The sequence below is a fragment of the Microbacterium pratiae genome (assembly GCF_047302165.1).
Taxonomy (GTDB): Bacteria; Actinomycetota; Actinomycetes; order Actinomycetales; family Microbacteriaceae; genus Microbacterium.
This window is the reverse complement of sequence record NZ_CP154843.1, coordinates 196,749-222,517: the sequence shown is the minus strand read 5'-3', so window position 1 is coordinate 222,517 and position 25,769 is coordinate 196,749. Positions and strand designations below refer to the sequence as shown.

General features: G+C 71.4%; 22 protein-coding genes and 1 pseudogene. 16 read left to right on the top strand and 7 right to left on the bottom strand.

Translation table 11 applies throughout. The annotated features are described in order from the left end of the window. The first annotated feature begins 121 nt into the window (after nucleotides 1–121). Nucleotides 122–805 carry a transketolase gene (locus AA0Y20_RS01025; RefSeq protein WP_412936698.1) on the top strand — a complete coding sequence of 228 codons (684 nt, stop codon included), beginning with the start codon at nucleotides 122–124 and terminating at the stop codon, nucleotides 803–805. After that, nucleotides 805–1,677 carry a transketolase gene (locus AA0Y20_RS01020; RefSeq protein ID WP_412936697.1) on the top strand — a complete coding sequence of 291 codons (873 nt, stop codon included), beginning with the start codon at nucleotides 805–807 and terminating at the stop codon, nucleotides 1,675–1,677. The genes AA0Y20_RS01025 and AA0Y20_RS01020 overlap by 1 nt, the downstream gene beginning before the upstream one ends. Here AA0Y20_RS01020 and soxR read toward each other — a convergent pair. After that, complete coding sequence (gene soxR / locus AA0Y20_RS01015; RefSeq protein ID WP_412939679.1) at nucleotides 1,672–2,151, bottom strand: redox-sensitive transcriptional activator SoxR; 480 nt, start codon at nucleotides 2,149–2,151, stop codon at nucleotides 1,672–1,674. The two genes, AA0Y20_RS01020 and soxR, sit on opposite strands and share 6 nt — an antisense overlap. Nucleotides 2,152–2,341: 190 nt before the next feature. On the opposite strand from soxR, the gene AA0Y20_RS01010 reads away from it, so the two are divergent. The 5 genes from AA0Y20_RS01010 (at nucleotide 2,342) to AA0Y20_RS00990 (ending at nucleotide 7,662) form a co-directional block, all read left to right on the top strand. Then, complete coding sequence (locus AA0Y20_RS01010; protein WP_412936695.1) at nucleotides 2,342–3,364, top strand: diacylglycerol/lipid kinase family protein; 1,023 nt, start codon at nucleotides 2,342–2,344, stop codon at nucleotides 3,362–3,364. 86 nt (nucleotides 3,365–3,450) lie between these two features. Continuing rightward, nucleotides 3,451–4,647 carry a sensor histidine kinase gene (locus AA0Y20_RS01005; protein WP_412936693.1) on the top strand — a complete coding sequence of 399 codons (1,197 nt, stop codon included), beginning with the start codon at nucleotides 3,451–3,453 and terminating at the stop codon, nucleotides 4,645–4,647. Further along, nucleotides 4,644–5,300: a response regulator gene (locus AA0Y20_RS01000; protein ID WP_412936691.1), complete on the top strand. Its 657-nt coding sequence runs from the start codon at nucleotides 4,644–4,646 to the stop codon at nucleotides 5,298–5,300. Before AA0Y20_RS01005 ends, AA0Y20_RS01000 begins: the two co-directional genes overlap by 4 nt. Nucleotides 5,301–5,395: 95 nt before the next feature. After that, on the top strand, nucleotides 5,396–6,157 hold the full coding sequence (locus AA0Y20_RS00995) for an ABC transporter ATP-binding protein (protein ID WP_412936690.1): 762 nt from the start codon (nucleotides 5,396–5,398) through the stop codon (nucleotides 6,155–6,157). A gap of 125 nt (nucleotides 6,158–6,282) precedes the next feature. Further along, nucleotides 6,283–7,662 (top strand): FtsX-like permease family protein, encoded by a 1,380-nt coding sequence (locus AA0Y20_RS00990; protein WP_412939678.1) that lies wholly within the window; start codon nucleotides 6,283–6,285, stop codon nucleotides 7,660–7,662. A 34-nt stretch (nucleotides 7,663–7,696) separates the two neighbouring features. On the opposite strand, the gene AA0Y20_RS00985 is transcribed toward AA0Y20_RS00990, so the two are convergent. Both AA0Y20_RS00985 and AA0Y20_RS00980 read right to left on the bottom strand, forming a co-directional pair. Beyond that, a complete protein-coding gene (locus AA0Y20_RS00985) occupies nucleotides 7,697–8,254 on the bottom strand; it encodes an N-acetyltransferase family protein (protein WP_412936688.1) in 558 nt (185 codons plus the stop codon). After that, a complete protein-coding gene (locus AA0Y20_RS00980) occupies nucleotides 8,251–8,781 on the bottom strand; it encodes a hypothetical protein (protein ID WP_412936687.1) in 531 nt (176 codons plus the stop codon). Before AA0Y20_RS00980 ends, AA0Y20_RS00985 begins: the two co-directional genes overlap by 4 nt. A 32-nt stretch (nucleotides 8,782–8,813) precedes the next feature. Here AA0Y20_RS00980 and AA0Y20_RS00975 point away from each other — a divergent pair, with 32 nt between their 5' ends. After that, nucleotides 8,814–9,461 (top strand): 2-phosphosulfolactate phosphatase, encoded by a 648-nt coding sequence (locus AA0Y20_RS00975; protein ID WP_412936685.1) that lies wholly within the window; start codon nucleotides 8,814–8,816, stop codon nucleotides 9,459–9,461. A gap of 101 nt (nucleotides 9,462–9,562) precedes the next feature. Here the strand turns inward: AA0Y20_RS00975 and AA0Y20_RS00970 are convergent, their stop codons facing one another. The 3 genes and pseudogenes from AA0Y20_RS00970 to AA0Y20_RS00960 all read right to left on the bottom strand — a co-directional run bounded on the left by AA0Y20_RS00970 (nucleotide 9,563) and on the right by AA0Y20_RS00960 (nucleotide 11,561). Then, entirely contained in the window at nucleotides 9,563–10,051 is a 489-nt protein-coding gene (locus AA0Y20_RS00970; protein WP_412936683.1) for a SprT-like domain-containing protein, read from the bottom strand. A 40-nt stretch (nucleotides 10,052–10,091) separates the two neighbouring features. Beyond that, nucleotides 10,092–10,619: a hypothetical protein gene (locus AA0Y20_RS00965; RefSeq protein WP_412939677.1), complete on the bottom strand. Its 528-nt coding sequence runs from the start codon at nucleotides 10,617–10,619 to the stop codon at nucleotides 10,092–10,094. A 79-nt stretch (nucleotides 10,620–10,698) separates the two neighbouring features. Next, nucleotides 10,699–11,561 (bottom strand): annotated as a pseudogene (locus tag AA0Y20_RS00960) (spermidine synthase). Nucleotides 11,562–11,734: 173 nt separating this feature from the next. Between AA0Y20_RS00960 and AA0Y20_RS00955 the strand changes: the two are divergent. The 3 genes from AA0Y20_RS00955 to AA0Y20_RS00945 all read left to right on the top strand — a co-directional run bounded on the left by AA0Y20_RS00955 (nucleotide 11,735) and on the right by AA0Y20_RS00945 (nucleotide 15,445). Continuing rightward, nucleotides 11,735–13,408: an ABC transporter substrate-binding protein gene (locus tag AA0Y20_RS00955; protein WP_413331849.1), complete on the top strand. Its 1,674-nt coding sequence runs from the start codon at nucleotides 11,735–11,737 to the stop codon at nucleotides 13,406–13,408. A gap of 82 nt (nucleotides 13,409–13,490) precedes the next feature. Beyond that, entirely contained in the window at nucleotides 13,491–14,495 is a 1,005-nt protein-coding gene (locus AA0Y20_RS00950) for an ABC transporter permease (protein WP_412936678.1), read from the top strand. Then, nucleotides 14,492–15,445 (top strand): ABC transporter permease, encoded by a 954-nt coding sequence (locus tag AA0Y20_RS00945; protein ID WP_412936676.1) that lies wholly within the window; start codon nucleotides 14,492–14,494, stop codon nucleotides 15,443–15,445. Before AA0Y20_RS00950 ends, AA0Y20_RS00945 begins: the two co-directional genes overlap by 4 nt. 175 nt (nucleotides 15,446–15,620) lie before the next feature. Here the strand turns inward: AA0Y20_RS00945 and AA0Y20_RS00940 are convergent, their stop codons facing one another. After that, a complete protein-coding gene (locus tag AA0Y20_RS00940) occupies nucleotides 15,621–17,339 on the bottom strand; it encodes an ABC transporter ATP-binding protein (protein WP_412936674.1) in 1,719 nt (572 codons plus the stop codon). An 810-nt stretch (nucleotides 17,340–18,149) separates the two neighbouring features. Between AA0Y20_RS00940 and pxpA the strand changes: the two genes are divergently transcribed. From pxpA to AA0Y20_RS00915, 5 genes are all read left to right on the top strand, one after another. Then, complete coding sequence (pxpA, locus tag AA0Y20_RS00935) at nucleotides 18,150–18,896, top strand: 5-oxoprolinase subunit PxpA (RefSeq protein ID WP_412936672.1); 747 nt, start codon at nucleotides 18,150–18,152, stop codon at nucleotides 18,894–18,896. A gap of 88 nt (nucleotides 18,897–18,984) precedes the next feature. After that, nucleotides 18,985–20,589 (top strand): 5-oxoprolinase/urea amidolyase family protein, encoded by a 1,605-nt coding sequence (locus AA0Y20_RS00930; RefSeq protein ID WP_412936670.1) that lies wholly within the window; start codon nucleotides 18,985–18,987, stop codon nucleotides 20,587–20,589. 70 nt (nucleotides 20,590–20,659) lie between these two features. Continuing rightward, nucleotides 20,660–21,298, top strand: a complete 639-nt coding sequence (locus AA0Y20_RS00925) for a hypothetical protein (protein WP_412936669.1) — start codon at nucleotides 20,660–20,662, stop codon at nucleotides 21,296–21,298. A gap of 98 nt (nucleotides 21,299–21,396) precedes the next feature. After that, entirely contained in the window at nucleotides 21,397–22,017 is a 621-nt protein-coding gene (locus AA0Y20_RS00920) for a hypothetical protein (RefSeq protein WP_412936667.1), read from the top strand. A gap of 246 nt (nucleotides 22,018–22,263) precedes the next feature. Continuing rightward, nucleotides 22,264–25,758 carry a DNA-directed RNA polymerase subunit beta gene (locus tag AA0Y20_RS00915; protein ID WP_412936666.1) on the top strand — a complete coding sequence of 1,165 codons (3,495 nt, stop codon included), beginning with the start codon at nucleotides 22,264–22,266 and terminating at the stop codon, nucleotides 25,756–25,758. The last annotated feature ends 11 nt before the right edge of the window (nucleotides 25,759–25,769 follow it).

The following is a 25,769-nucleotide window of genomic DNA, read 5'->3' as shown; positions in this document are numbered from 1 at the left end:
TGGGTGGGGCTCGTGTGGCCTCGGCGGCGCCGCGACGCGACACCAGCCCCAGCCGTTCGACGAATGTATCGACCACCCCGAGCTTGACCTCAACTGAGATTGAGGTTTTACCGTTCGAAACATGACCACGACCGAAACCGACTCCTTCACCGAACGGCTGCCCGTCGCCTTGCTCGACCGCCTCGCGCGCATCACCGGCGACGAGAAGCACAGCGCCGCGGCGCATTCGACTCTCGACACCCTGTGGGTGCTGCACGATCGCGTGCTGCGCCCCGAGGCCGGCGACCGCTTCCTGCTGTCGAAGGGACACGGTCCCGCCTCGTACTACGCCGTCCTGGCCGCCCGCGGCCTGATGCCCGACGCCTGGCTCGACGATCTCGCGGGCGTCGACTCGCCGCTCGGACACCATCCCGACCGTCTGCTCATCCCCGCCGTCGAGATCTCGTCCGGGTCGCTCGGGCATGGACTGCCCATCGCAGTCGGCCTCGCTCGCGGCATCGACATCGCCGGCGCCGACGGACGGGTGTTCGTGCTGATCGGCGACGCCGAGCTCGACGAGGGCAGCAACCACGAGGCGATCGCCGTCGCCGGGCGCTTCGCCCTCGCCCGGCTGCACGCCATCGTCATCGACAACTCCTCGGCGTCGCTCGGATGGCCCGGCGGGATCGCACGCCGGTTCGCGATGGAGGGATGGGATGCCGCCGAGGCCGACTCGCGCGATCACGCCGCGCTCGCCGCGGCACTCGAGGCGAGCGGCACAGCGCCGCGCGTCACCGTCGTCCGCACCGCTGCGAAGGGATCCTGATGCGCGCCCGATTCTCCACCGTCATGTCCGACCTGTTGGCCACCGACGACCGCGCGACACTCGTGCTCGCCGACATCGGGCCGCTCGATCTCGCCGCCGGAACCCCGGCCGCCGACCGTGTCGTCAACGTCGGCATCCGCGAACAGGCGATGATCGGGGTCGCCGCCGGGCTCTCGCTCGCCGGTCTCCGCCCCTTCGTCCACACCTACGCCCCGTTCCTCGTGGAACGGCCCTTCGAGCAGATCAAGCTTGATCTGTCCCACCAGGATCTCGGGGCGGTGCTCGTGTCGATCGGCGCGAGCTACGACGCGGCCGCCGAGGGGCGCACGCACCAGTGTCCCGGCGACATCGCTCTGCTGAGCACCCTGCCGGGATGGCGGCTGCACACGCCGGGGCATCCCGACGAGGTCGAGACGCTCGTCCGGGCTGCGGGGTCCTCCGACGACCGTCAGTACATCCGGCTCTCGACGCAGGAGAACCGGAGGGCGTTCCCGATGGACGGGCGTATCCATCTCGTGCACGCGGGAACGGGCACGCTCGTCCTGGCGATCGGTCCGCTTCTCGACGCCGCCCTCGAAGCGGCGGCCGGCGAGGGGTACGCGGTCGCCTACACCGCGACCCCGGTGCCCCTCGACCGCGGCGGCCTGCGGGAGCTGAGCGCCGGGTTCGACCGGGTCGTCGTCGTCGAGCCCTTCCTGGAGGGGACGACCGCCGCCACGGTCGGCGCCGCGCTCCGCGGCAGTGGCGTCCTCATCGAGCACGTCGGTGTCGGGGTGGGAGAGCAACGGCGCTACGGCGCCCCGGCAGATCACGCCCGCTTGCACGGCCTCGACGCACCGGGGATCAGGAGACGCCTCGACCGGCTCTCATGACGAGGGGGCCGCGTCGTCGAGCACGTGCCGGAGCGCGGGGGCGACCCGACGCGGCCCGCTGCCCTCGGCGCCGAGCGCGTCGCCGGGGTTCAGCAGATCGCACGAGCGCATCGAGAGACAGCCGCAGCCGATGCATCCCACGAGCTCGCGCTCGAGCGACTCGATCGCCGCGCGCCGTTCTTCGAGGCGGATCTTCCACGCCCGCGAGACCCGCTTCCAGTCGTCGCTGCTGGGTTCGGCCTCGGTGGGGAGGGACGCGAAGGCGTCGGCGACTTCGGCGAGCGGGATGCCGAGGCGCTTGGCCACGAGGATGAGTGAGATGCGGCGCAGCATGTGACGGCTGAACCGGCGCTGATTGCCGGCCGAGCGGGTCGAAGTGATGAGCCCATGACGCTCGTAGAAGTGCAATGCGGACACGGAGACCCCGGTGCGCGCGCTCACCTCGCCGATGGTCAGGAGATCGTTGGACCGCATCACGCCTGCGACTCTACGATGCGCCGATACATTCGTCGGGTCGGTGGGGCTGCTGTCGACTCGGGCCGTCTTGAACGCCACACCGGCACCGCGGATCCGACGGTTGTATCGCGGTCAGCCCCGATCACCGGGGTCGGGCGGGACTGTCAAGCCGTCGCCGGCGCCGCCGCCGCGGCGTTAGCGTCGCTCCATGCCCGCCGACCGTCCCGCCGACCCCGAATCCGCCGCCGCACACGCGCCCGCTGCGGCAGAACAGCCCGCTGACGCTCACGCGCCCGCCGACGCGCAGACCTCGGACGGGCGGGGCGTGCTGCTCATCACGAACTCCCGCGCGGGCACGTCGGTCGTGCGGCCCGATCCCCTGCCCGAGCTCCGGCGGCGGCTGCCGCACGCCCGGATCGAGAGCCTGGGCGATTCGTCGATGGATGACGTCGTCGCGTCGGCGATGTCGGCTGACGATGCGCCTACCGTGCTCGCCGTGCTCGGCGGTGACGGTTCGGTCTCGCGCGCCGCGCACCTCGCGCGTCGTCATGGCCTGACGCTGCTCGTGCTGCCCGGCGGAACCTTCAACCACTTCGCCCGCGCGGCGGGCCTCGACACCGTCGACATCGCCCTCGACGCCTACGCGGCCGGAGCGGTGCGCAGCGTCGTCGTCGCCGAGGCGGTCATCGACGACGGCGAGCCCGTGACCGTCCTCAACGCGGTGTCGATCGGCGCCTACCCCGAGCTCCTCGCCGAACGCGAGAAGCGCACGAGCCTCGGCAAATGGTGGGGCGGCGCGATCGCGGCGTGGCGCGAGATCCACGGAGCCCATCGCATCACGATCGTGCGCGACGGCCGCCGTGCCGTCGTCTGGTCGGTCTTCGCGGGGCTCGGCCGCAACGACCCCCGCCGTATCGCGATGATGCGTCGCGCGAGTCTCGACGAGCCCGTGCTCGACATCCGCCTCCACCATGCCCGCGGCACGCGGCTGCGGGCGGTGACCTCGCTGGCGTTCGGCCGGCGCACCCTGGCCCTGATGCGCGCACTGCGGCTCATGCCGCCGGCATCCGATCTCGAGCGAGCCGTCGTCTCCGAGATCGAGCTGACGGTCCGGCCCGGCGGCGCGACCCCGGTGCTCGCGCACGACGGCGAGCTGAGCGACACCCCTGCCGACGGCTACCGGCTGCGGCTGCGCGCGGTGCCGGACGGCCTCCGCGTGTACGCGCGCTGACAGCCCGCGCCACCGGATACATCTCCAGAGGCCGGATACATCCGCAGAGGGATGCCGCGCCTCGGGCGCTCGCGTACCGTCATAGCGTGTTCCGTCCACTCCGCCGCTACCAGCTCGCCGTCGACATCTCGGTCGCGGTCGCCTTCGCGGTGCTCATGCTGCTGTTCACCTGGGTGGGCGTCGTCGGGGTCGGCATCCCGAACGACCGCGTCTCCGCGATCGTCTCGATGCTTCTGGTCGCACCCTTCGGCGCCGCGGTCGCGCTCCGCCGCCTCTCTCCGCCGCTGGCTCTCACGCTCGCGTGGGTCGGTGCGATCCTGCAGATGCTGGCTCAGCTGCCGCCGCTGCCCGTCGACATCGCGATCTTCGCGGTGCTCTACACGTGCGCCGCGTACGGGACGAACCGGGTCTTCTGGCTGGGGTTCGCGTCCTCGATCGGGGGCGCTCTGGCCATCACCGTCTACCTGCTCGTCCCCTCGGCGGCGTACTCCCTCACGGCGGCGGGCGACGAGCTGGTGTACTTCCTCGTCACCGGCACGATCCTCTTCGTCGCGGCGGTGTTCGGCCTGCTCCTGGCGTGGACGGTGGGAGCCCTCGTCCGTGTCGGCCTGCGTGCCCGCGGCAACGCCGAGGCGCAGCGTCAGGCCGAGGAGCGCGCGACCGCGGAGTTCGAGCGCAACCGCATCGCGCGCGACATGCACGACGTCGTCGCCCATTCGCTCGCCGTCGTCATCGCGCAGGCTGACGGCGCCCGTTACGCCGCCGCGGCGGATCCGGATGCCGCTGCCGAGTCGCTCCGGACGATCTCGTCGACGGCCCGATCCGCCCTCTCCGACGTGCGGATGCTGCTCACTCAGCTGCGCCACAGCGAGGGGGAGGGGCCCCAGCCGACCGTCGCCGAGCTCGAGGTGCTGTACGCGCAGGTCCGGGCCGCGGGTCTGGATCTGCGCGTCGACGTCGATCCCGCGCCTCCGGGCGAGCCGCCCGCGGCGGTGCAGATCGCGGTGTACCGCATCCTGCAGGAGGCGCTCACGAACGCGATGCGGCACGGTGCGGGGGGTACCGTGGACGTGTCCCTGTCCTGGCTGGCCGACCGCGTGGAGGTCCGTGTGAGCAATCCGCTCTCGCTGTCGAACGACACCACCGGTCCGGTGCGCACGGGCGGTCACGGCCTCATCGGCATGCGCGAGCGTGCGCAGCTCATCGGCGGCAGCATCGATGTGGGCCCGCGTGACGGCGCGTTCGTCGTCGCGGCGACCCTTCCGGTCGGCGGCGCCGCGTGAGCGTCATCCGGGTCGTCCTCGTCGACGATCAGGCGCTCTTCCGCGCCGGCATCCGGATGGTGGTCGCCTCGCAGCCCGATCTCGAGGTCGTCGGTGAGGCGTCGGACGGCGCTGAGGCAATCGGCGTCGTGCGCGAGACGCGTCCCGATGTCGTGCTCATGGACATCCGGATGCCGGTCATGGACGGCCTCACCGCCACCGCCCAGCTTCTCGACGATCCGGTGTTCGATGGCGCTCCGCCGCGCATCGTGATGCTGACCACCTTCGATCTCGACGAGGCCGCCGCGCGGGCGATCCGTCAGGGCGCGAGCGGATTCCTGCTCAAGGATGCCGACCCCGAGTTCCTCCTCGCCGCGATCCGCACCGTTCATTCCGGGTCGTCGGTCATCGCGGCCGCCGCGACGCGGGAGCTCTTCGCGACGTTCTCGGCCCCCGAGCAGAAGGCCGTGCCGGCCGCGTTCGCCGAGCTGACCGACCGTGAGCGCGAGATCTTCGCCCTCGCCGCCCGAGGGCTCTCGAACGCGGAGATCGCGCAGCGGGAGTTCCTCTCCGAGGCCACCGTGAAGACCCATATCAGCCGGATCCTCGCGAAGCTCGCCCTGCGCGACCGCGTGCAGCTGGTCGTCTTCGCCTTCGAGCACGGGCTCGCCTGACTCCCGCGGGCGGATGAGGGATCATCCGTCAGATGTACGTGTCCGCGACGCGGGACCGATGCCGGGCACCGCGCCCGCTTCGTAGCGTCGGAGACATGCAGATCTCGACCACCGACCTCGGCCTCGCCGCCCGGGTCCAGAACCTCTCCAAGACCTACGGCATCGGCGAATCGGGCGTCCGTGCCCTCGACGGCGTCTCGGTGGGCATCCGTCGTGGCGAGTTCACCGCCATCATGGGCCCGTCCGGCTCCGGGAAATCGACGCTGATGCACATCATGGCCGGGCTCGACGCGCCCACGTCGGGCCGCGCCTGGATCGGCGACACCGAGATCTCGGGGCTGTCCGATCTCGATCTCACGATCCTGCGGCGGAGACGTGTCGGGTTCGTGTTCCAGTCGTTCAACCTCGTCCCGACCCTCGACGTCATCGGCAACATCACGCTGCCGTTCGAGCTCGACGGCCGGTCGCCGTCGGCGCTGGAGCGCTCGCGCATCGACGGACTCGTCGAATCGCTCGGGCTCGGGGCGCGCCTACGGCACCGGCCGCACGAGCTGTCGGGCGGTCAGCAGCAGCGCGTCGCGATCGCCCGCGCTCTCGCGACGGCGCCCGACCTCGTCTTCGCCGACGAGCCGACGGGGAACCTCGACTCGAGGTCCGGCCGCGAGGTGCTCGCGCTCCTCGCCGCCGCGAGCCGCGAGCACGGTCAGTCCATCGCGATGGTGACGCATGACCCGGTCGCCGCGTCGCACGCCGACCGGGTGATCTTCCTGGGCGACGGTCGCATCGTCGCCGACAAGCCCAGCCAGACCGCCGAGCAGATCTCGGCCCACATGCTCGCCGCCGAGGTGGCGGCGTGACCGCCGTCACCGCCCCCGGCGGCTCCGCCTCGGCCTCCGCCTCTGCCCCCGCCGAGCCGACGCGTTCCGGGTCGGGTCCGTCGTCTGCGGCATCCGGGCGATGGGCGTGGCTGCGCGAGCGGGGGATGGGGGCGTCCGTGCTCGTCGCCGCGATCTCGGGCGGCTTCGGAGTGCTGCTGGTCGCCGTCACCGGACTGATCGGGGCCTGGCTCATGGCCGACCCGTTCCTCTCCGGCGGCGAGACCATCATCATCGTGGTCGCGATCCTCAGTGTGCTGCTGGTCGCGGTGGCGATGTACGTCGCGGCCATCGTGACGGCGAACACGTTCGCGACGATCGTCGCGGGGCGCACGCGTCAGATCGCGCTCATGCGCCTCATCGGGGCGTCGGCCCGTTCGCAGCGTTCGCGGATCGCGCGGCAGGGACTCGTCGTCGGGGGGATCGGCGCGGTCCTCGGTCTCGTCGGCGGCACTGCGGCGGCCGTCGGCCTGCAGCAGCTCGCCGCCCGAGCGTGGGCGCTCGACGTCGACTACAACGTCGTGCAGCCCATGCTGCTGGCTCCCGCCCTCATGGTCGCGCTCACGACCTGGGTCGCCGCCTGGTCGGGTTCCCGGCGTGTGCTCGAGGTCACACCCCTCGCCGCGCTGGCGGGGTCCGCGCCCCGCACGGCGGAGGAGGCCGCCGGTCGAACGCGTCGCCGCGTCGCCGCCGTGTCGTTGTTCGCCGTCGGTGCCGTGCTGCTCGCCCTCGGCATCCTCGCCGGTCTCGTCACGCCGCTCGGTGTCGTCGTCGCCTTCTTCGGCGGGCTCGCATCGTTCACCGGACTGAGCCTCGGAGCCGCGCTCGTCATGCCCCCGCTTCTCCGCGCGACCGGTCGCCTCTTCGGGCGCACCGCGTCGGCGCGCCTCGCGGCCGAGAACGCGCTGCGCTACCCCGAGCGATCGAGCCGCATGGCGATCGGCGTCGTGATGGGCGTCACCCTTGTGACGATGTTCGCCGTCGCCTCCGAGTCGGTCAAGGGAGTCCTGTCGGCGGCGGGTGGCGGCGAGGTGTCGGGTGAGATGGCCCGTCTGCTCGACACGTTCAGCGCGGTCATGATGGCGCTCGTGGGGGTGTCGGCCGTGATCGCGGCGGTCGGTCTCGTGAACCTCCTCACCATCGGCGTCGTGCAGCGCACCCGCGAGCTCGGCCTGCTGCGCGCCCTCGGCCTGACCGGGCGTCAGATCCGTTCGATGGTCCTCTTCGAGGCCGCGCACATCACGATCACCTCGGTCGTGTTCGGGCTGCTCCTCGGCATCGCCTACGGCTGGGCCGCGGCGCAGTCGCTGCTCGGGTCGGTGCGGGTGCCGCCGCTGTGGCTCGCGCCCACCTTCGTGCTGCCGGGCATCCCGTGGCTCACGGTCGCCGGGATCGTCGTCGCCACCGCCATGCTCACGCTCGTCGCCGCGGTCGTGCCGACCCGCCTCGCGACCCGCGTCTCGCCCGTGGAGGCGCTCGCCGAGTGACGCCGCTCGCTCGCTGCCGGGTCCGGCTCGTTCCTCATCCGCGGACGAGCCGGACCTCGCTGATGGTCTCGCCCCAGCCGGTGTCGTCCTTCGCGACGCCGTCGGGTCGGAATCCGTTGCGCGCGTAGAAGGCGCGGGCGCGCGGGTTGTCCGTGAGCACCCACAGCGACGCGGGCTCGTCGCCGAGCGCGGCATCCAGCAGCGCCTGTCCTGCGCCCGTCCCGTAGTGGGCGGCACGGACGTAGATCGCGTACAGCTCGAGCGGCGCCGCGGGCGGGTCGTCGCGGGACGCGCCGCTGACCGCGAAGCCCACGATCGTTCCGGACGTCACGGCGACCCACGTGCGCCCGAGGTCGTGAGCGGGTTCGAGGACCTGGTCGGTCGAGGCCCCACCCGACGACTGCCGGTCGCCGATCCGCTGCTCGTGCCCGAGTAGTTCGCGCCGCACCCGCGTCAGACGGTCGACGTCGAGCCGGTCGAGGATGCTCTGCGGCATCCGTCCGGTGTACGCCTCGTGCCAGCCGCCGACGTGAACGCGCGCGATCGCCGCAGCATCGGCGGGCACCGCCCGACGCACGACGACGGCGGTCACGACGCGGGCGCGGGATCGCCTTCGGGGTCGTACGCCCAGGTCGGCGCGACCTGACGCAGCCGCGTCGAACGCCACTGCCACGTCGCCCACAGCATGGGCCACAGGGCGGGAGCGGCGAGACCGCCGATGACCAGGCGCTCGCGCCACAGCGTGCGGGAGGGGTCGCCCGGTGCCGGCGAGACGGCCATCTGGTGGTCCCAGACGTCGAGCACGGAAAGCGGGCCGGTGAGGGGGATGCCGCTGTCGCGCAGGATCCGCACGGTCGAGGCATCCGTCGCCCCGGGCCGGCGTTCCTCGACCGCGCGGTTCGACACGTGGATCAGCTGACGCCCGACCGGCACGCCCAGGGCCGACAGCTGGACGGGCACATCGGCGCCCGGTTCGAGCGACGTCGGCATCCCCTCGGCGGCGAGGGGCTCGAGTCCCATGAGCGGCGCGTACAGCTCGGCAAGCGCTCGGGGCGAGTGGAGGGCACGCCAGGCGGCGTCGGCGTCGCAGTCGAGCACGAGCTTCTGGAGGATGCGCATGTCCCCAGTCTGCCCCGTCGTAGGCTGATCGGATGCCGTCGCCCGCCGCATCCTCGCCGTTCGACCAGTCCCGCTACCAGGTGCGTCTCGACTGGGGAATCGCCGGTCTTCGCCGGGTGGCTCCCGCCGACGTCGTCGTCGTGGTCGACGTGCTGCGCTTCTCGTCGACCGTCTCGGCCCGCGTCGCCGCGGGGGAGAGCGTCGCGCTCGACGACGCCGCGCGTGCGGCCTCGCGCAACGGCGCGGTGATCGCCGCAGCGGCATCCGGATCCGTCGTGCTGCTCGGCTGCCTGCGGAATGCCGACGCGGTCGCGGCCGCGGTGCTCGCGGAGCAGCAGCGACGCGGCGCCCGTACGAGCATCGCGGTGATCGCCGCGGGCGAGCTCGCGGACTCGGCGGGCGAGCCCGAGCTGCGCTTCGCCGTCGAGGATCTGCTGGGCACCGGTGCTGTCGTCGATGCGCTGTCGCGGCTCGGCATCGACCACACCTCGCCCGAGGCCGCCGCGGCGTGCGAGTCGTTCCGCGGCCTCGGCGGCGCCGTCCGGCATCTGCTCACGGCGAGCGGTTCGGGCCAGGAGCTGCTCGAGCGCGGGCTGCGCGACGACGCGCTCGCCGCCGCGCAGATCGGGGTCGACCCGGTCGCTCCCGTGCTCCGCGACGGGGTCTTCACCGCCGCCTGACGCCAACTCCTCAAAATCTGCGGGTCTCGAACCCGCAGCGGCCGGATCCGAGGGCTCGGCGACCGGAACTGAGGAGTTCGTGCACCCTCCCAGCAGCCCCCTCAGCGGGGCGTCGCGGCGGCGCGGCGGTCGGCGGGCGAGATCTCGCGCCGCACCCACCGGAAGAGGTGGCGCTCGTCGTACGACGAGGCGCACATCCGGCACGACGCCGCCCGCGTGGGACGGCGGTGGCGGTAGGCGACATGACCGGCGGGACAGTGGCCGACCCACGGCGCCAGCTCGACGGCCGTCTCGCCGCGATGGGTCGTGCCGCCGACATAGCCGAGTTCGCGGGCGGTGCGCAGCCAGTCGCGGCCGTGGCCGGCCGCCGGTCCGGCGATCGCATGGGCGACCTCGTGCAGAAGGGTCTGGTGGTTCTCGTCGTCGTCGAATCGTGCGGCGAGGTAGCGCGAGACGCTGATGCAGCGGCGCGTGTAGTCGCACTGGCCCGCGCGACGTTTGGCGTTGTCGAACCGGAACGTCCACGAGTCGTCGAGGTGCGCTCCGATCAGCGCCTCGGCCCAGACCCGGACCCGATCGAGATCGCTCATACGGTCGACGCTACGTGCGGGGTGCGACAGCGGTCGGTGTTCAGCTCGCCACGCTCGAGCGCGAGCGGCGCCGTTCGGCGGCGTCGACGGCCAGCAGGGTCGACTCGAGCTGCTCTTCGGGCGCGCCGCCCTCCTGTCGCAGGAACAGGGCCCGCTTGAAGTCGGTGCGAGCGTCGGAGTACTCCTCCGCGTCGTAGGACACCTTGCCGCGGTGCTGATACGCGAAAGCGGCGAGCAGCGGCCAGTTCTGACCCTCCGCCTCCTCCGCGCAGGTCGTCAGCTCCTGGATGGCCGCGGCGAACGCGCCGCGATTCTGCAGGATGGTCGCGTGCAGCACGCGGGCCCGCAGCAGATCCTTGCGCGTTCCCGCCATGCGGGCCACCCGGACGGCCTGTTCGGCCAGGACGAGGGCCTCATCGAGCCGGTCGAGCACCTTCAGCAGCCAGACGCGCTCGAGGAGCGCGGGCAGGCTGCGCTGCTCGCCGATCTCGGCCAGGCGCTCTGCGCACTGCTCCGGGTCGACGATCTCCCGCAGCGTGTCCGGGTCGTACCCGAGGATGTAGCCCACCGTCATCCACCTCCGCGATTCGAGAACGGTGGATCCCAGTCTCGTCGAAAGCGGCGCAAGCACCCGCCCGCCGCGCCGGTCAGCGTTCGAACACGGATGCCGATGGCTTGGGTGACGGGGTCGCGTCGGCGTCGGTCGAGACCCGGGCCCCGCGGGCGAACTCGTCGATCTCCGCGCCCTGCGCGACCTTCGCGGGGAAGGGCCCGGCTGCCATGAGGCGCGGCAGCCACTCGGAGGGCAGCGGGGATGCCGACGCCGCGATGACGATGTTGCCGAAGCGCCGCCCCTTCAGCAGCTGCACCTCGGCGAGCAGCAGCACCTCGGGGAGCACCTCGCGCACCGTCGCGACCTGGCGTCGGGCGAAGGCGAGACCCGCGCCGTCGGCGACGTTGACCAGGAGGACCCCGGTCGGGGCGAGCAGCCGAGCGAGCGAGCGGTAGTACTCCACCGTCGTCAGGTGGGCCGGGGTCTGCGCCCCCGCGAACACGTCGGAGACGACGAGATCGGCGGCGCCCGTCAGACCGGGGGAAGCTTCTCGGCGAGGGCCCGGGCGTCGCCGATCCGAACCCGCACCTGCGCGCCGCGGGGGAGGGGCAGCGCCTCGCGCACCAGGTCGACGAGCGGCTGCTCGAGCTCGATCACCTGCTGGCGCGATCCCGGCCGCGTGTGCGCGATGTAGCGCGGGAGGGTCAGCGCGCCGGCGCCCAAGTGCACCGCGGTGAGCGGCTGTCCCGGCATCCGCAGCCGGTCGATGACGGCCGCCATCCGGGCGATGTACTCGAAGTGCAGGTGCGTCGGATCGTCGAGGTCGACGTGCGACTGCGGTGTGCCGTCGACGTCGAGCTCGAAGCCCGACGTGAACGAGGACGCCACGATGCGCGCGATCGTGCCATCGGACAGGCGTGCCTGCGGACCGGACTCCTCGACGCGCGCTCGTGCCATTCCTCAACGCTAGCGGCACGTGTCGGCACCCGAGTGAGCCGGTCTGCGCAGTCGAAACACGATCGAGACATCGATGTAATGACTTCGACCCTCCGGCCCGTATAGGTTCGGACCCAATTACCTCGGAGCGCGCCGCGGTGGGCCCGCTCCGGACCTCAGAAAGGGACACCCCCATGCTCTCGACTCCTCGCAAGCGCGCGCTCGCGGGACTGGCGGCGGTCGCCATCGGCGCCCTCGCCCTCTCGGCGTGCACCAGCCAGCGCGGAGGGGACGGTGAAACGGATGCCGCGACCGACGTCGACGGCACCTTCGTCTTCGCCGCCTCCGCTGACCCGGCCAGCCTCGACCCCGCATTCGCGCAGGACGGCGAGACCTTCCGCGTCTCACGCCAGATCTTCGAGGGCCTCGTCGGCACCGAGCCCGGGACCGCGGACCCCGCGCCCCTGCTCGCCGAGAGCTGGGAGTCGTCGGACGACGGACTGACCCACACGTTCCAGCTGAAGGAGGGCGTGACCTTCCACGACGGCACGCCGTTCAACGCCGAAGCGGTGTGCGCCAACTTCGACCGCTGGTACAACTGGACCGGCCTGGCTGCCAGCGAGGCCCTGTCGTACTACTACGGCAAGCTCTTCCGCGGCTACGTCGACACCCCCGACACCGCCGTGTTCGACTCCTGCACCGCCGACTCCGACCTCGAGGCCACGGTTCAGCTGAAGCAGCCGTTCGCCGGCTTCATCCCCGCCCTGTCGCTGCCCGCCTTCGCGATGCAGAGCCCGACCGCGCTCGAGGAGTACGGCGCCGACGAGATCGGCGGCACCGAGGAGGCACCGTCGCTCTCGGAGTACGGCGCCGGGCACCCGACGGGCACCGGCCCCTACAAGTTCGACAAGTGGTCGCCGGGCGAAGAGCTCACGCTCTCGGCCTATGACGACTACTGGGGCGACTCGGGACAGGTGACCAAGATCATCTTCCGCGTCATCGACGACCCCACCGCCCGCCGTCAGGCGCTCGAGGCCGGATCGATCGACGGCTACGACCTCGTCGGCCCCGCCGACACCGCCGCGCTCGAAGAGGCCGGCTTCACGATGGTCTCGCGCCCGCCGTTCACGATCCTCTACCTCGCGTTCAACCAGGCTCAGCCCGAGCTGCAGGACGTGCGCGTCCGCGAGGCCCTGTCGCACGCCATCGATAAGGAAGCCCTCATCTCGCAGGTGCTCCCCGAGGGCACCGAGGTCGCGACGCAGTTCATGCCCGACACCGTCAACGGCTACAACCCCGACGTCACGACCTACGACTACGACCCCGAGAAGGCCAAGGCGCTGCTCGCGGAGGCCGGCTACACCGAGGCCAACCCGCTCGCGCTGACGTTCAACTACCCGGTCAACGTCTCGCGCCCCTACATGCCCGACCCCGAGCAGATCGCGACGGTCATCTCGACGCAGCTCACCGAGGTCGGCGTGCAGCTGACGCCGCAGACGGATGCCTGGAGCCCCGACTACCTCGACAAGATCACGGGCACCGCCGACCACGGCATCCACCTGCTGGGCTGGACGGGCGACTACAACGACACCGACAACTTCGTCGGCGTCTTCTTCGGGGCGCAGTCCGCCGAGTGGGGCTTCGACAACCCCGACCTGTTCGCGGCCCTGAACGCCGCGCGCGGTGTGCCGAACCTCGAGGAGCAGACCGCGCTGTACGAGCAGATCAACGAGCAGGTCGCCGAGTTCATCCCCGGTGTCCCGCTGGCCCACCCGGCCCCGACGCTCGCGTTCGACCCGCGCGTCGAGAGCTACCCGGCCAGCCCGGTCAACGACGAGGTGTTCACGGACATCGTCCTGACCGAGTGACGACGACCCGCTGATCCCCGCGGGGCGGGCGACCGCCTCGGGCGCGAGCCCGCCCCGCACTCCTCGACCGAAAGATTCCGCGTTGCTGCGAACCATCGGCCAACGGCTGCTTCTGCTGATCCCCACGCTCCTCGGGCTCAGCATCCTCCTCTTCCTCTGGGTCCGCGCCCTGCCCGGCGGTCCCGCCGTCGCCCTCCTCGGCGAGAAGGCGACCCCCGATGCCATCGCCCGGATCAATGAGCTGTACGGCTTCAACCGGCCGATCCTCGAGCAGTACGCCACCTACATGGGGCGGCTGCTCACCGGTGACTTCGGGTCGTCGATCGAGACCGGGCGCCCCGTCGTCGAGGAGTTCCTCCGTCGCTTCCCGGCGACGGTCGAGCTCTCGATCGCGGCGCTCATCTTCGCCGTCGGCATCGGCATCCCGCTCGGTTATCTCGCCGCCCGCCACCACGGCAAGATCAGCGACCACGTCGCCGTCGTGCTGAGCCTCGTCGGTGTCACGATCCCCGTGTTCTTCCTGGCGTTCATCCTCAAGTACGTCTTCGCCGTCCAGCTCGGCTGGCTCCCCTCCGACGGCCGCCAGGACCCGCGCATCGACGCGACGCACTACACGAACTTCTACGTGCTCGACGGCCTGCTCACGGGAGAGTTCGACGCGGCATGGGATGCGGTGCTGCACCTCATCCTCCCGGCGCTGGCGCTCGGGACGATCCCGCTCGCGATCATCGTGCGCATCACCCGCGCCTCGGTGCTCGAGGTGCAGAACTCCGACTACGTGCGCACCGGACGGGCCAAGGGCATCGCCCGCCGGACCCTCCGCGGCCGCTTCATCCTGCGCAACGCCATGCTGCCGGTCGCCACGACCGTCGGCCTGCAGGTCGGACTGCTCCTGGCCGGGGCCATCCTCACCGAGACGGTCTTCGCGTTCCCCGGGATCGGCTCGTTCCTCGCGCGGGCGATCAGCGCCCGCGACTTCCCGGTGCTGCAGGGGTTCATCCTCTTCATCGCCGTCATCTACGCGCTCATCAACCTCATCGTCGATGTCTCGTACAGCCTGATCGATCCGAGAGTGAGGGTCTCATGAGCACCAACGCGCTTCCTCCCGCCCCGGGCGACGGACCGGCGACCGCCGTCGCCGAGCACGAGGTGCTCGAGGCTCGCACCGGCGGCGGGTTCTGGCACGACGTCTTCGCGCGGCTGCGCCGCAACCCGGTGGCCTGGATCGGTGCCGCCATCGTGCTGGTGTTCCTGCTCGTGGCGATCCTCGCGCCCTGGCTCGCGCCCTACCCCGAGACGGCCCTCCCCGGCGCGCGGGAGGTCACCCCGACCCGCATCCCCGGCCCCGGCGAGATCGCCGGATTCCCGCTCGGCCTCGACCGCTTCGGCGGCGACGTGCTGTCGAAGCTCATCTGGGGCGCGCGGGCCTCGCTGCTGATCGGCGTGATCTCGACGGCGTTCGGTCTCGCGGGCGGCATGCTCCTGGGCCTGATCGCGGGCATGTTCGGGGGCTGGGTCGACACGGTCGTCATGCGCTTCGTCGACATCCTCCTGTCGGTTCCCAACCTGCTGCTCGCCGTGTCGATCGCGGCGATCCTCGGTCAGTCGCAGCTCGCGATCATGATCGCCATCGGAGCCTCGCAGGTGCCGATCTTCGCGCGACTGCTGCGGGCCTCGATGCTGCAGCAGCGCAGCGCCGACTACATCCTGTCGGCGCAGACCCTCGGCCTCGGCCGCGGCAAGATCACGATGAGCCACGTGCTGCCCAACAGCCTCGGGCCCGTCATCGTCCAGGGGACGCTCACCCTCGCCACCGCCGTCATCGACGCCGCGGCGCTGTCGTTCCTCGGCCTCGGCGGTGGGGGAGCGGCGACCGCCGAGTGGGGCCGCATGCTGACCTACGCGCAGAACGAGCTCGCGATCGCGCCGTGGCTCGCGTTCCTCCCCGGCCTGTGCATCATGATCACCGCGCTGGGCTTCACGCTGCTCGGCGAGTCGTTGCGCGAGGCCATGGACCCCCGCACCCGCGCCCGCTGACCTGCCCCGGTCCCGGCCCCGGCCCTCTGTTGGCGATACGTCTGCAGGACGGCTGGGGCTGGTGTCGCGTCATCCGCCTTCGGAGGCCGCACCAGCCCCGGCGGTCCGACGACTGTATCGCCGGCGGTCGGCTCACGACCGGCCGGGTCAGGACGGCCGGGTCAAGACGGCCGGGTCAGGACGCGATCTCGAGCTCGTTGCCGGGGATCGACGAAAGCAGCCGCCGCGTGTACGGGTCGCGCGGGTTGGTGAAGATCTCTTCGCTCGAGGCGGCCTCGACGAGAGCGCCGTCCTTCATGACGCACACGTAGTCCGAGATCAGGCGGACGACGGCGAGGTCGTGCGAGATGAAGAGGTAGCTCAGCCCGTACTCGCCCTGCAGGTCGCGCAGCAGCGTGAGGATCTGGTCCTGCACGAGGACGTCGAGGGCCGACACGGGCTCGTCGCAGACGATCAGCTCGGGGTTCAGCGCCAGAGCCCGCGCGATCGCGACGCGCTGCCGCTGACCGCCCGAGAGCTCGGACGGATACCGGCGCAGCATGGTCTGCGGCAGGGCCACGTCGTCGAGCAGCTTCCGCACACGCGCGCCGCGGTCCTTTGCGGTGCCGCGCTTGTAGAACTCGAGCGGTTCGGCGATGATCCGCTCGATCGTGAACATGGGGTTCAGCGACGAGTACGGGTCCTGGAAGATCGGCTGCACCTTCTGCCGGAACTCGCGCAGCTGCGCGCCCTTCAGCCCCGCGACGTCCTGCCCCTCGAAGCGGATCGTTCCCGACGTCGGGTCGATCACCTTCAGCAGCATCCGTGCCGTCGTCGTCTTGCCCGACCCGGACTCGCCGACGATCGCGACCGTCTCGCCCCGGGGGATCGCGAGCGAGACGTCGCTCACGGCGGCGAAGTCGTCCTTGCGCCCGCGGATCTTGTACAGCTTCGTCAGGTTCTCGATCTCGACGATGTTGTCACGCCGCGTCGTGTCTTCCCGTGTCGCGTCTTCCGGCGCCGCGTCCTCCCGCGCCGGGACGACGGATGCCGCGGGGGCGGCGATGGCGGCCGGGGCGGGCGTCGCACGGTAGGCCTCCGGGCGCAGGCGCACCGCCGCAACCGACGGCGCCGCCTTGACGAGAGCCTGCGTGTAGGGCTGCTGCGGGTCCTCCAGGATCTGGCGAGCAGGACCCTGCTCGACGATCCGCCCGCGATGCATGACGATGACGCGGGCCGCGCGCTCGGCCGCGAGACCGAGGTCATGGGTGATGAGCAGGACCGACGTGCCCAGCTCGCCCGTCATCCGGCCGAGCTGGTCGAGGATCGTCTTCTGCACCGTTACGTCGAGCGCGCTCGTGGGCTCGTCGGCGATGAGCAGCCGCGGGTTGCACGCCAGCCCGATCGCGATGAGCGCGCGCTGCCGCATCCCGCCGGAGAACTCGTGCGGGTACTGCTTGGCGCGTTCGGCGGCGTCCGGAAGTCCTGCCGCGGCGAGGGTCTCGATGACCTTGGCGTCGACGTCCTTCGAGGTGGCGAGGCCGTGGGCCAGCAGGGTCTCGGCGACCTGCGTGCCGATCTTCGAGACCGGGTTGAGGTTCGACATCGGATCTTGCGGCACGAGTCCGATCGACCCGCCGCGGATGCGGCGCAGCGTGCTCTCTGGGGCGCCCACGAGCTCTTGGCCGTCGAGGCGGATGCTGCCGCGCACGACGCGTCCGTTGCCGGGGAGGAGTCCGATCACGGCCATCGCCGTCGTCGACTTGCCCGAGCCGGATTCACCGACGATCGCGACGGTCTCACCTGCTGAGATCTCGAGGTCGACGCCTTCGACCGCGTGCACCGGGCCCTCGAGCGTGCGGAAGTCGACGGCCATGTCGCTCACCTGCAGCAGGGGAGTGGGAGAGTCTGCCATTGCCCCATCCTGCCCGCCCGCGCCGCCGAGCGCACCGTCTCGGGCCCACCCGTTACATCGACGTAACGCCGGCCCGTCGTGTCGCGTCGCGTCGTGGACCGGGCGCGCTCGTGCCGCGGACAGGCTGAGCTGACCCAAGGCGCCCTTCGCAGGGGCTGGAGGGGTGTTTAGCCTGTCAATGGCACGAGTGCCGCCGTCGGTGGTGACCGGGGCGGAACGGCGGCCGGGGTTCCGATGTGCTGCCGAGGCTGTGGGGTGGGCGGGCTGCGCGGTGCCGTCATCAGGCTGGGCGTACCGTGATGGCCTGTGTTGCGGTCGCTGGGGGTGGCCAGCCTGTGGACGGGACGGAACAGGGCTGGGCGGTGCGGCGGGAGGTGCCGTGATCAGGCTGGGCGTGCCGTGATGGCCCGTGTTCCGGTCGCTGGGGGTGCTCAGCCTGTTGACGGGACGGAACAGGGCTGGGCGGTGCGGCGGGAGGTGCCGTGATCAGGCGGAGCGTGCCGTGATGGCCCGTGTTGCGGTCGCTGGGGGTGCTCAGCCTGTGGACGGGATGAGTGCCGCCGGTGGTGACTGGGGCAGGGCGGCGGCCGGGCTGCGCGGTGCCGTTATCAGGCTGGGCGTGCCGTGACGGCCCGTGTTGCGGTCGCCGGGGGTGCTCAGCCTGCGGGCGGGACGGGATGCGGCGCGGGCGGGACGGGATGGACGGGATGCGGCGCGGGCGGGACGGGATGCGTCGCGGGCGGGACGGCGCGGGCGGGGGGCGACGGGGCGGGCGCGGCGGGGTAGGGCGACGCGGGCTAGCGTTGATCCATGGACCTCAACGCAGACCTGGGCGAGACGGTCGACGGCGTCGCGACGGCGGATGACGCCGCGATGTTCGCCCTCGTGTCGAGCGCGTCGATCGCCTGCGGCGGGCATGCCGGCGACGACGCATCGATGCGCGCCGCCGTCGCCGGGGCCGCTGCCGCCCGCGTCGCGGTCGGGGCACACCCCTCCTATGTCGACCGCGCCGGGTTCGGGCGGGTGCGGATCGCCGTCGATCCCGACGAGTTGCGGCCGCAGGTCGTCGGGCAACTGCGTGCGCTCGCCGCGGCGGGCGGCGACATCCGTTACGTCAAGCCGCACGGGGCGCTCTATCACGCCGCGACGGAGGATGCCGCGACCGCGCGAGCCGTCGCCGCTGCGGTCGCGGACCTCTCGGCCGAGCTCGGCCGCGCGATCCCGGTCCTGGGTCTCGGCGGTGCGATCGCGTCGGCCGCGCCGGATGCCGGCCTGCCGTTCCATCTCGAGGCCTTCCTGGATCGCGGCTACCGCGCCGACGGCTCGCTCGTGCCGCGCGGGGCTCCCGGCGCCCTGCTCGACGACCCGAGCCTCGTGGCCGAGCGCGCCCTGCGCCTCGCGTCCGAGGGGGTCGTCGTCGCCGTCTCGGGCGAGGCCGTTCGCACCGACGCGGTGTCGCTCTGCGTGCACGGCGATTCCCCCGGTGCCGTCGCGATGGCTCGCGCGGTGCGGTCCGCGCTCGACGCGGCGGGGGTCGAGGTGCGCTCGCCGTGGTGACCGCCGGGCCCGATTCGCCGAGAGGATCATCGAGACGGGGTCGCCCTCGGCGCACCCGGCCCGGGGTGCCGGCGTGAGGATGCTGCCGATGGGACCCGACGCGGTGCTCGTCGAGGTGTCCGACCTGGCAGAGGTGATGGCGCTCCACGCGCGATTGACGGCATCCCCGCCGCCGGGCGTCGTCGACGTCGTGCCCGCGGCTGCGACGGTCCTCGTCCGCGTCGATCCCGTCGTGCTGCCCCTCGCCGCGACCCGCGCCTGGGTCTCGTCCGCGGTCACGTCCGCGGGCCCGCCGGCATCCGCCACCGCGCCCGTGACGCTGCCGATCCGATACGACGGAGCCGACCTCGGCGAGATCGCCGCCGCGCTCGGCTTCAGCCCCGAGGCGCTCGCCGCCCGCCACGCCGCGACCGAGTGGGCGGTCGCGTTCACGGGCTTCGCGCCCGGATTCGGCTATCTGGTCGGCGCGGGCTGGGGCCTCGACGTTCCACGTCACCCGTCCCCGCGCACGCGGGTCCCCGCCGGCTCCGTCGGCCTCGCGGGCATCTTCTCGGGCGCCTACCCTCGCGAGACCCCGGGGGGCTGGCAGCTCATCGGCACGACGGACGCGCCGCTGTTCGACCCGGATGCGGCCCCGCCCGCGCTTCTCAGTCCGGGTGCGGCCGTCCGTTTCGCCCCGACCCGCAGCCGCGTCCGGGGATCGGATGCCGCGGCGCAGGTGGTCCTGAATGTCACGCCGCAGGCGCCCGCGGCGCCGCGGGCGTCCGCTCGCTCGGCTCGCGCTGCGGAGCCGCGTGGCATCCGGGTTCTGGCGCCGGGCCCGCAGAGCACGATCCAGGATGCCGGCCGCCCGGGGCGTGCCGCCGCGGGAGTCGGCGCGGCGGGCACGGCCGACCCCGCCGCGTGGGCGCTCGCCAATCGTCTCCTGGGGAATCGCGACGGGGCGGCGGCGATCGAGGTCGCCGTCGGGGGCTTCCGGGCCGTGGCGGAGCGAGACCTGACGGTGGTCGTGACGGGCGCCTGGGCGTCGGTCGTGATCGACGGGCGGATCGGCGACCCGTACGTCGTGCATGCGTGGCCCGCGGGCTCCGAGCTGCGGCTCGACGGATTCCTCGCGGGCATCCGCGCCTACTTGGCGGTGCGCGGCGGCTGGGACGTCGCCCCGGTGCTCGGTTCGCGTTCGACCGACACGCTGTCCGGGCTCGGTCCGGCGCCGCTGCGGGCCGGCGACGTCATCCCGGTCGGCGACGACGTCGCCGGGCCCGTGCCCGCCCTGCCGCTGCATCCGTGGGGCCTGCCGTCCGCAGGCACGGATGCCGTCCCCCTCGACATCCCCTTCACGCCCGGTCCGCGTTCGGACTGGCTCACGCCCGAGTCCCGCCGCCTGCTCGCCGAGGCGACGTGGCTCGTGTCGGCTGCGGCCGACCGGGTCGGCATCCGCCTGGAGGGGCCGCCCCTCGAACGCGTGCGGGTCGAAGAGCTGGCCAGTGAGGGAATGGTGCCCGGGGCGATCCAGGTCCCGCCCGCGGGCCATCCCGTCGTGTTCGGCGTGGACGCGCCCGTGACAGGCGGGTACCCCGTCGTCGGTGTCGTGACGGCGACGGGCAGGATGCGGCTCGCGCAGGCCCGTCCCGGCGATCGCGTGCGCCTGCGACCGACGGCCCGAGGCGCGGATACCGCTCAGCGAGGCTGATTCGTCAAGGGGGAGAACTCCCCCTGTCAAGACCGGGTGCGAGCGCGCCGTGTCCCCTAGCGTCGGAGCCATGATTCGCACCAAGACCACCACGTCCGCCGCGTTGCTCGTCTCCGCGGCTCTCCTCCTCGCCGGCTGCGGCGGGCAGTCGGGCGACACCGCGGCGTCGGGGGACGCCGGCGCGTCGTCCGCCCCCTCGTCCTCATCGTCGTCCGCTCCGGCTGCCAGCGCGCCCGATGTCGCGCCCGCGTCGGGCGAGATGATCACCGGGACGGGCTACAGCTTCTCGGTTCCCGAGGGCTGGGCGATCCCCGAGCAGGAGCTTCCCGGCATGGAGCAGGTCGACGTCTTCGTCGCCGACCTCTCCGATCCTTCCGCGACCTTCGCCGACAACGTCAACGTCGTGCTCTCGCCCGCGCCGCAGGCGATCTCCGCCGATGACGTCGAGAAGTACGGCGTCGAGGAGCTCGAGGGACAGGCGGGCGCCACCGACGTCACCGTGCAGGAGCGCACCTCGATCGCCGGCGGCGAGTCGGCCCACATCACGGCGTCGGTCACGCAGCAGGATGTCACCTACAACGTCGACCAGTTCTACCCCTCGAACGACGACCAGACCTACGTCGTGACCTTCTCGTTCAGCCCCGACGTCTCGGAGGCCGATCGCGCGGCGGTCTACGACGCCGTCCTCGCCTCGTGGGCGTGGGCCTGATCCTCACCCCCGCAACGCGCCGTCCGCTCCCGCAGCGGGCGGCGCGTTGCCGTGTCAAGGGGAGTGCCGGCCCCGCGGATTCGCCTACCGTGTGAGGCATGGCCCGCTTCCGGATCGCCCCGATCGCCGCCGCACTCGTGTCGGCGACGCTGCTGCTCGCCGCGTGCGACGCGCGGCCGGGCGGGACCGGCAGGCCCTCCGAAGCATCCGCCCCCGGCTCGGCATCCGCGGCCCCGACGCCCCCCGCGAGCTCGTCGACCGACGCCGAAGCCGACGCCGATCCCGGCGAGACCGTGCGAGGGACCGGATACAGCTTCACCGTGCCGGCGGGCTGGGCGGTGCCCGCAGAGGACCCGACGGGAGGCCAGGTCGACGTCTTCGTGTCGGAGTCGGCCGCCGCCGACAGCCGCTACATCACCGTGGTCGTGTCGCCCGGCGTCATCACTCCGGGCGATGTCGAGGCGGACGGGGTCGCGAGCCTCGAGGCGGTCGGAGCCACCGACGTGTCGCTGGAGGATCGCGTCGACATCGCCGGCAGCGAGTCGGCGCATCTGGTGGCGACGCTCGTCCAGGACGGCGCTGAGACGGTCATCGACCAGTACTACGCCACACGCGACGAGCAGACCTTCGTCATCACCGTCGCCTCGCCCGTCGACACGGCCGCCGAAGACCGCGGGCGTCTCGCGGAGATCGTGCTCTCGAGCTGGGCCTGGGAGTGATCGCGGACGGGTGGCGCGCTTCTATACCGCAGCATCCGAAGGTCGTCAAGGATTGCGCTGGACATGGCGCGTCGCGCCGCCTATAGTTGGTAGTTGCGCTCCCGTCCCCTTGCCCTCATATGGTGGTCGGCTTGTGCTCTGCGCGATTCCGCCCCGTCCGACGGCGTGAGACGCGCGAGCTCGGATCGGGAGCACTCCACCTGACGACAAGGAACCGGCCCCATTCGGGCCACGGAGGTAATCCCCTTGGCTGCTGCGAGCAACGCATCCACCACCACCCCCAAGAACGGTCGCGGCGCTTCCCGCCTCTCGTTCGCGAAGATCTCCGACAAGCTCACGGTCCCCGACCTGCTGGCGCTGCAGACGGAGTCTTTCGACTGGCTCGTCGGCAACGACGCCTGGAAGGCCCGCCTCGCCGAGGCGCAGGCCGCCGGTCGCACCGACGTCGCCCTCCAGAGCGGCCTCGAGGAGATCTTCGAGGAGATCTCGCCCATCGAGGATCTCGGCGAGACGATGCAGCTGTCGTTCACCAACCCCTACCTCGAGCCTGAGAAGTACTCCATCGAGGAGTGCAAGGAGCGCGGCAAGACCTACGCGGCCCCGCTCTACGTCGAGGCCGAGTTCATGAACCACCTCACCGGTGAGATCAAGACCCAGACGGTCTTCATGGGCGACTTCCCGCTCCAGACCGGCAAGGGCACCTTCATCATCAACGGCACCGAGCGCGTCGTCGTGTCGCAGCTCGTCCGTTCACCCGGTGTCTACTTCGACAAGACGCCCGACAAGACCTCCGACAAGGACATCGTCTCGGCGCGCGTCATCCCCTCGCGCGGCGCATGGCTCGAGTTCGAGATCGACAAGCGCGACCAGGTCGGCGTCCGCATCGACCGCAAGCGCAAGCAGTCGGTCACCGTCTTCCTCAAGGCCCTGGGTCTGACCAGCGAAGACATCATGGCCGAGTTCGCCGGGTACGACTCGATCGAGGAGACCCTCGCGAAGGACACGATCCTCACCAAGGAGGACGCGCTCCGCGACATCTACCGCAAGCTCCGTCCGGGCGAGCAGGTCGCCGCCGAGGCAGCGCGCGCGCTCCTCGACAACTTCTACTTCAACGCCAAGCGCTACGACCTCGCGAAGGTCGGCCGGTACAAGATCAACCAGAAGCTGGGTCTCGACACCCCGATCGAGGAGTCGGTGCTCACCGTCGCCGACATCGTCGCGACGATCAAGTACCTGGTCCGCCTGCACCGCGGCGACGCCACGTTCGACGGCGTCCGCGACGGCAAGCCCGCCGAGATCCGCCTCGACACCGACGACATCGACAACTTCGGCAACCGTCGTATCCGCGCCGTCGGCGAGCTCATCCAGAACCAGGTCCGCACGGGTCTCTCGCGCATGGAGCGTGTCGTCCGCGAGCGCATGACCACGCAGGACATCGAGGCGATCACGCCGCAGACCCTGATCAACGTGCGCCCCGTCGTCGCCGCGATCAAGGAGTTCTTCGGAACCTCGCAGCTGTCGCAGTTCATGGACCAGAACAACCCGCTCGCGGGTCTGACCCACAAGCGTCGTCTCTCGGCGCTGGGCCCCGGCGGTCTGTCGCGTGAGCGTGCCGGCGTCGAGGTCCGCGACGTCCACCCGTCGCACTACGGCCGCATGTGCCCGATCGAGACGCCGGAAGGCCCGAACATCGGTCTGATCGGCTCGCTCGCCTCGTTCGCGCGCATCAACGCGTTCGGCTTCATCGAGACCCCGTACCGTCGCGTCGTCGACGGCAAGGTCACCGACGAGATCGACTACCTCACCGCCAGCGAGGAGAACGACTACGTCGTCGCGCAGGCCGGTGTCGAGCTGAACAAGGACGGCTCGTTCGTGGCCGACCGCGTCCTCGCCCGCCGCGGCAAGGGCGGCGAGGTCGACCTCTTCCCGAACGAGGAGATCGGCTACATGGACGTCTCGCCGCGCCAGATGGTGTCGGTGGCGACCTCGCTCATCCCCTTCCTCGAGCACGACGACGCGAACCGCGCCCTCATGGGTGCGAACATGCAGCGTCAGGCCGTGCCGCTGCTGCGCAGCGACTCGCCGCTGGTCGGAACCGGTATGGAGGGCTACGCCGCGATCGACGCCGGCGACGTCATCACCGCGCAGAAGGCCGGTGTCGTCTCCGAGGTCTCGGCCGACGTCGTCACCGTGCAGCTCGACGAGGGCGGCACGCAGGACTACTTCCTCCGCAAGTTCGACCGTTCGAACCAGGGCACGTCGTACAACCAGCGCGTCGTGGTCTCGGCCGGTGAGCGCGTCGAGGTCGGCGAGGTCATCGCCGACGGTCCCGCGACCGAGAACGGCGAGCTCGCGCTCGGCAAGAACCTGCTCGTCGCCTTCATGACGTGGGAGGGTCACAACTTCGAGGACGCGATCATCCTCAGCCAGGAGCTCGTGAAGAACGACACGCTCTCCTCGATCCACATCGAGGAGTACGAGGTCGACGCTCGCGACACCAAGCTCGGCAAGGAGGAGATCACCCGTGACCTCCCCAACGTCGCGCCCGACCTGCTGAAGGACCTCGACGAGCGCGGCATCATCCGCATCGGCGCCGAGGTGCGCCCCGGCGACATCCTCGTCGGCAAGGTCACGCCCAAGGGTGAGACCGAGCTGTCGGCCGAGGAGCGTCTGCTCCGCGCGATCTTCAACGAGAAGAGCCGCGAGGTCCGCGACACGTCGCTGAAGGTCCCCCACGGTGAGCAGGGCACCATCATCGCCGTCAAGGAGTTCAACGCCGAGGACGGCGACGACGAGCTCGGCTCGGGCGTCAACCGCCGCGTCGTGGTCTACATCGCCCAGAAGCGCAAGATCACCGAGGGCGACAAGCTCGCCGGCCGCCACGGCAACAAGGGTGTCATCGCGAAGATCCTCCCCGTCGAGGACATGCCCTTCCTCGCCGACGGCACGCCGGTCGACGTCGTGCTCAACCCGCTCGGCATCCCGGGTCGAATGAACTTCGGCCAGGTCCTCGAGCTGCACCTCGGCTGGATCGCCGCGCAGGGCTGGAAGGTCGAAGGCACTCCCGAGTGGGCCGAGCGCCTGCCTGAGATCGCCCGTGAGGCCGCTCCCGGCACGAAGGTCGCCACCCCGGTGTTCGACGGCGCGTTCGAGTCCGAGATCGCCGGTCTGCTCGACTCGACGAACCTCACCCGCGACGGCGAGCGTCTCATCGACTCGTCGGGCAAGACGAAGCTGTTCGACGGTCGCTCCGGCGAGCCGTTCCCGGCTCCGATCTCGGTCGGCTACATGTACATCCTGAAGCTCCACCACCTCGTCGACGACAAGATCCACGCGCGCTCGACGGGCCCGTACTCGATGATCACCCAGCAGCCGCTCGGTGGTAAGGCGCAGTTCGGTGGCCAGCGCTTCGGTGAGATGGAGGTGTGGGCCCTCGAGGCCTACGGCGCCGCGTACGCCCTCCAGGAGCTCCTGACGATCAAGTCCGACGACATCGTCGGCCGCGTGAAGGTCTACGAGGCCATCGTCAAGGGCGAGAACATCCAGGAGCCCGGCATCCCCGAGTCGTTCAAGGTGCTCATGAAGGAGATGCAGTCGCTCTGCCTGAACGTCGAGGTCCTCTCGGCCGACGGCACCGAGGTCAACCTCCGCGACACCGACGACGAGGCCTTCCGCGCAGCGGAGGAGCTCGGCATCAACATCTCCAGCCGCTTCGAGTCCTCGTCGATCGACGAGATCTGATCCGGCCAGGC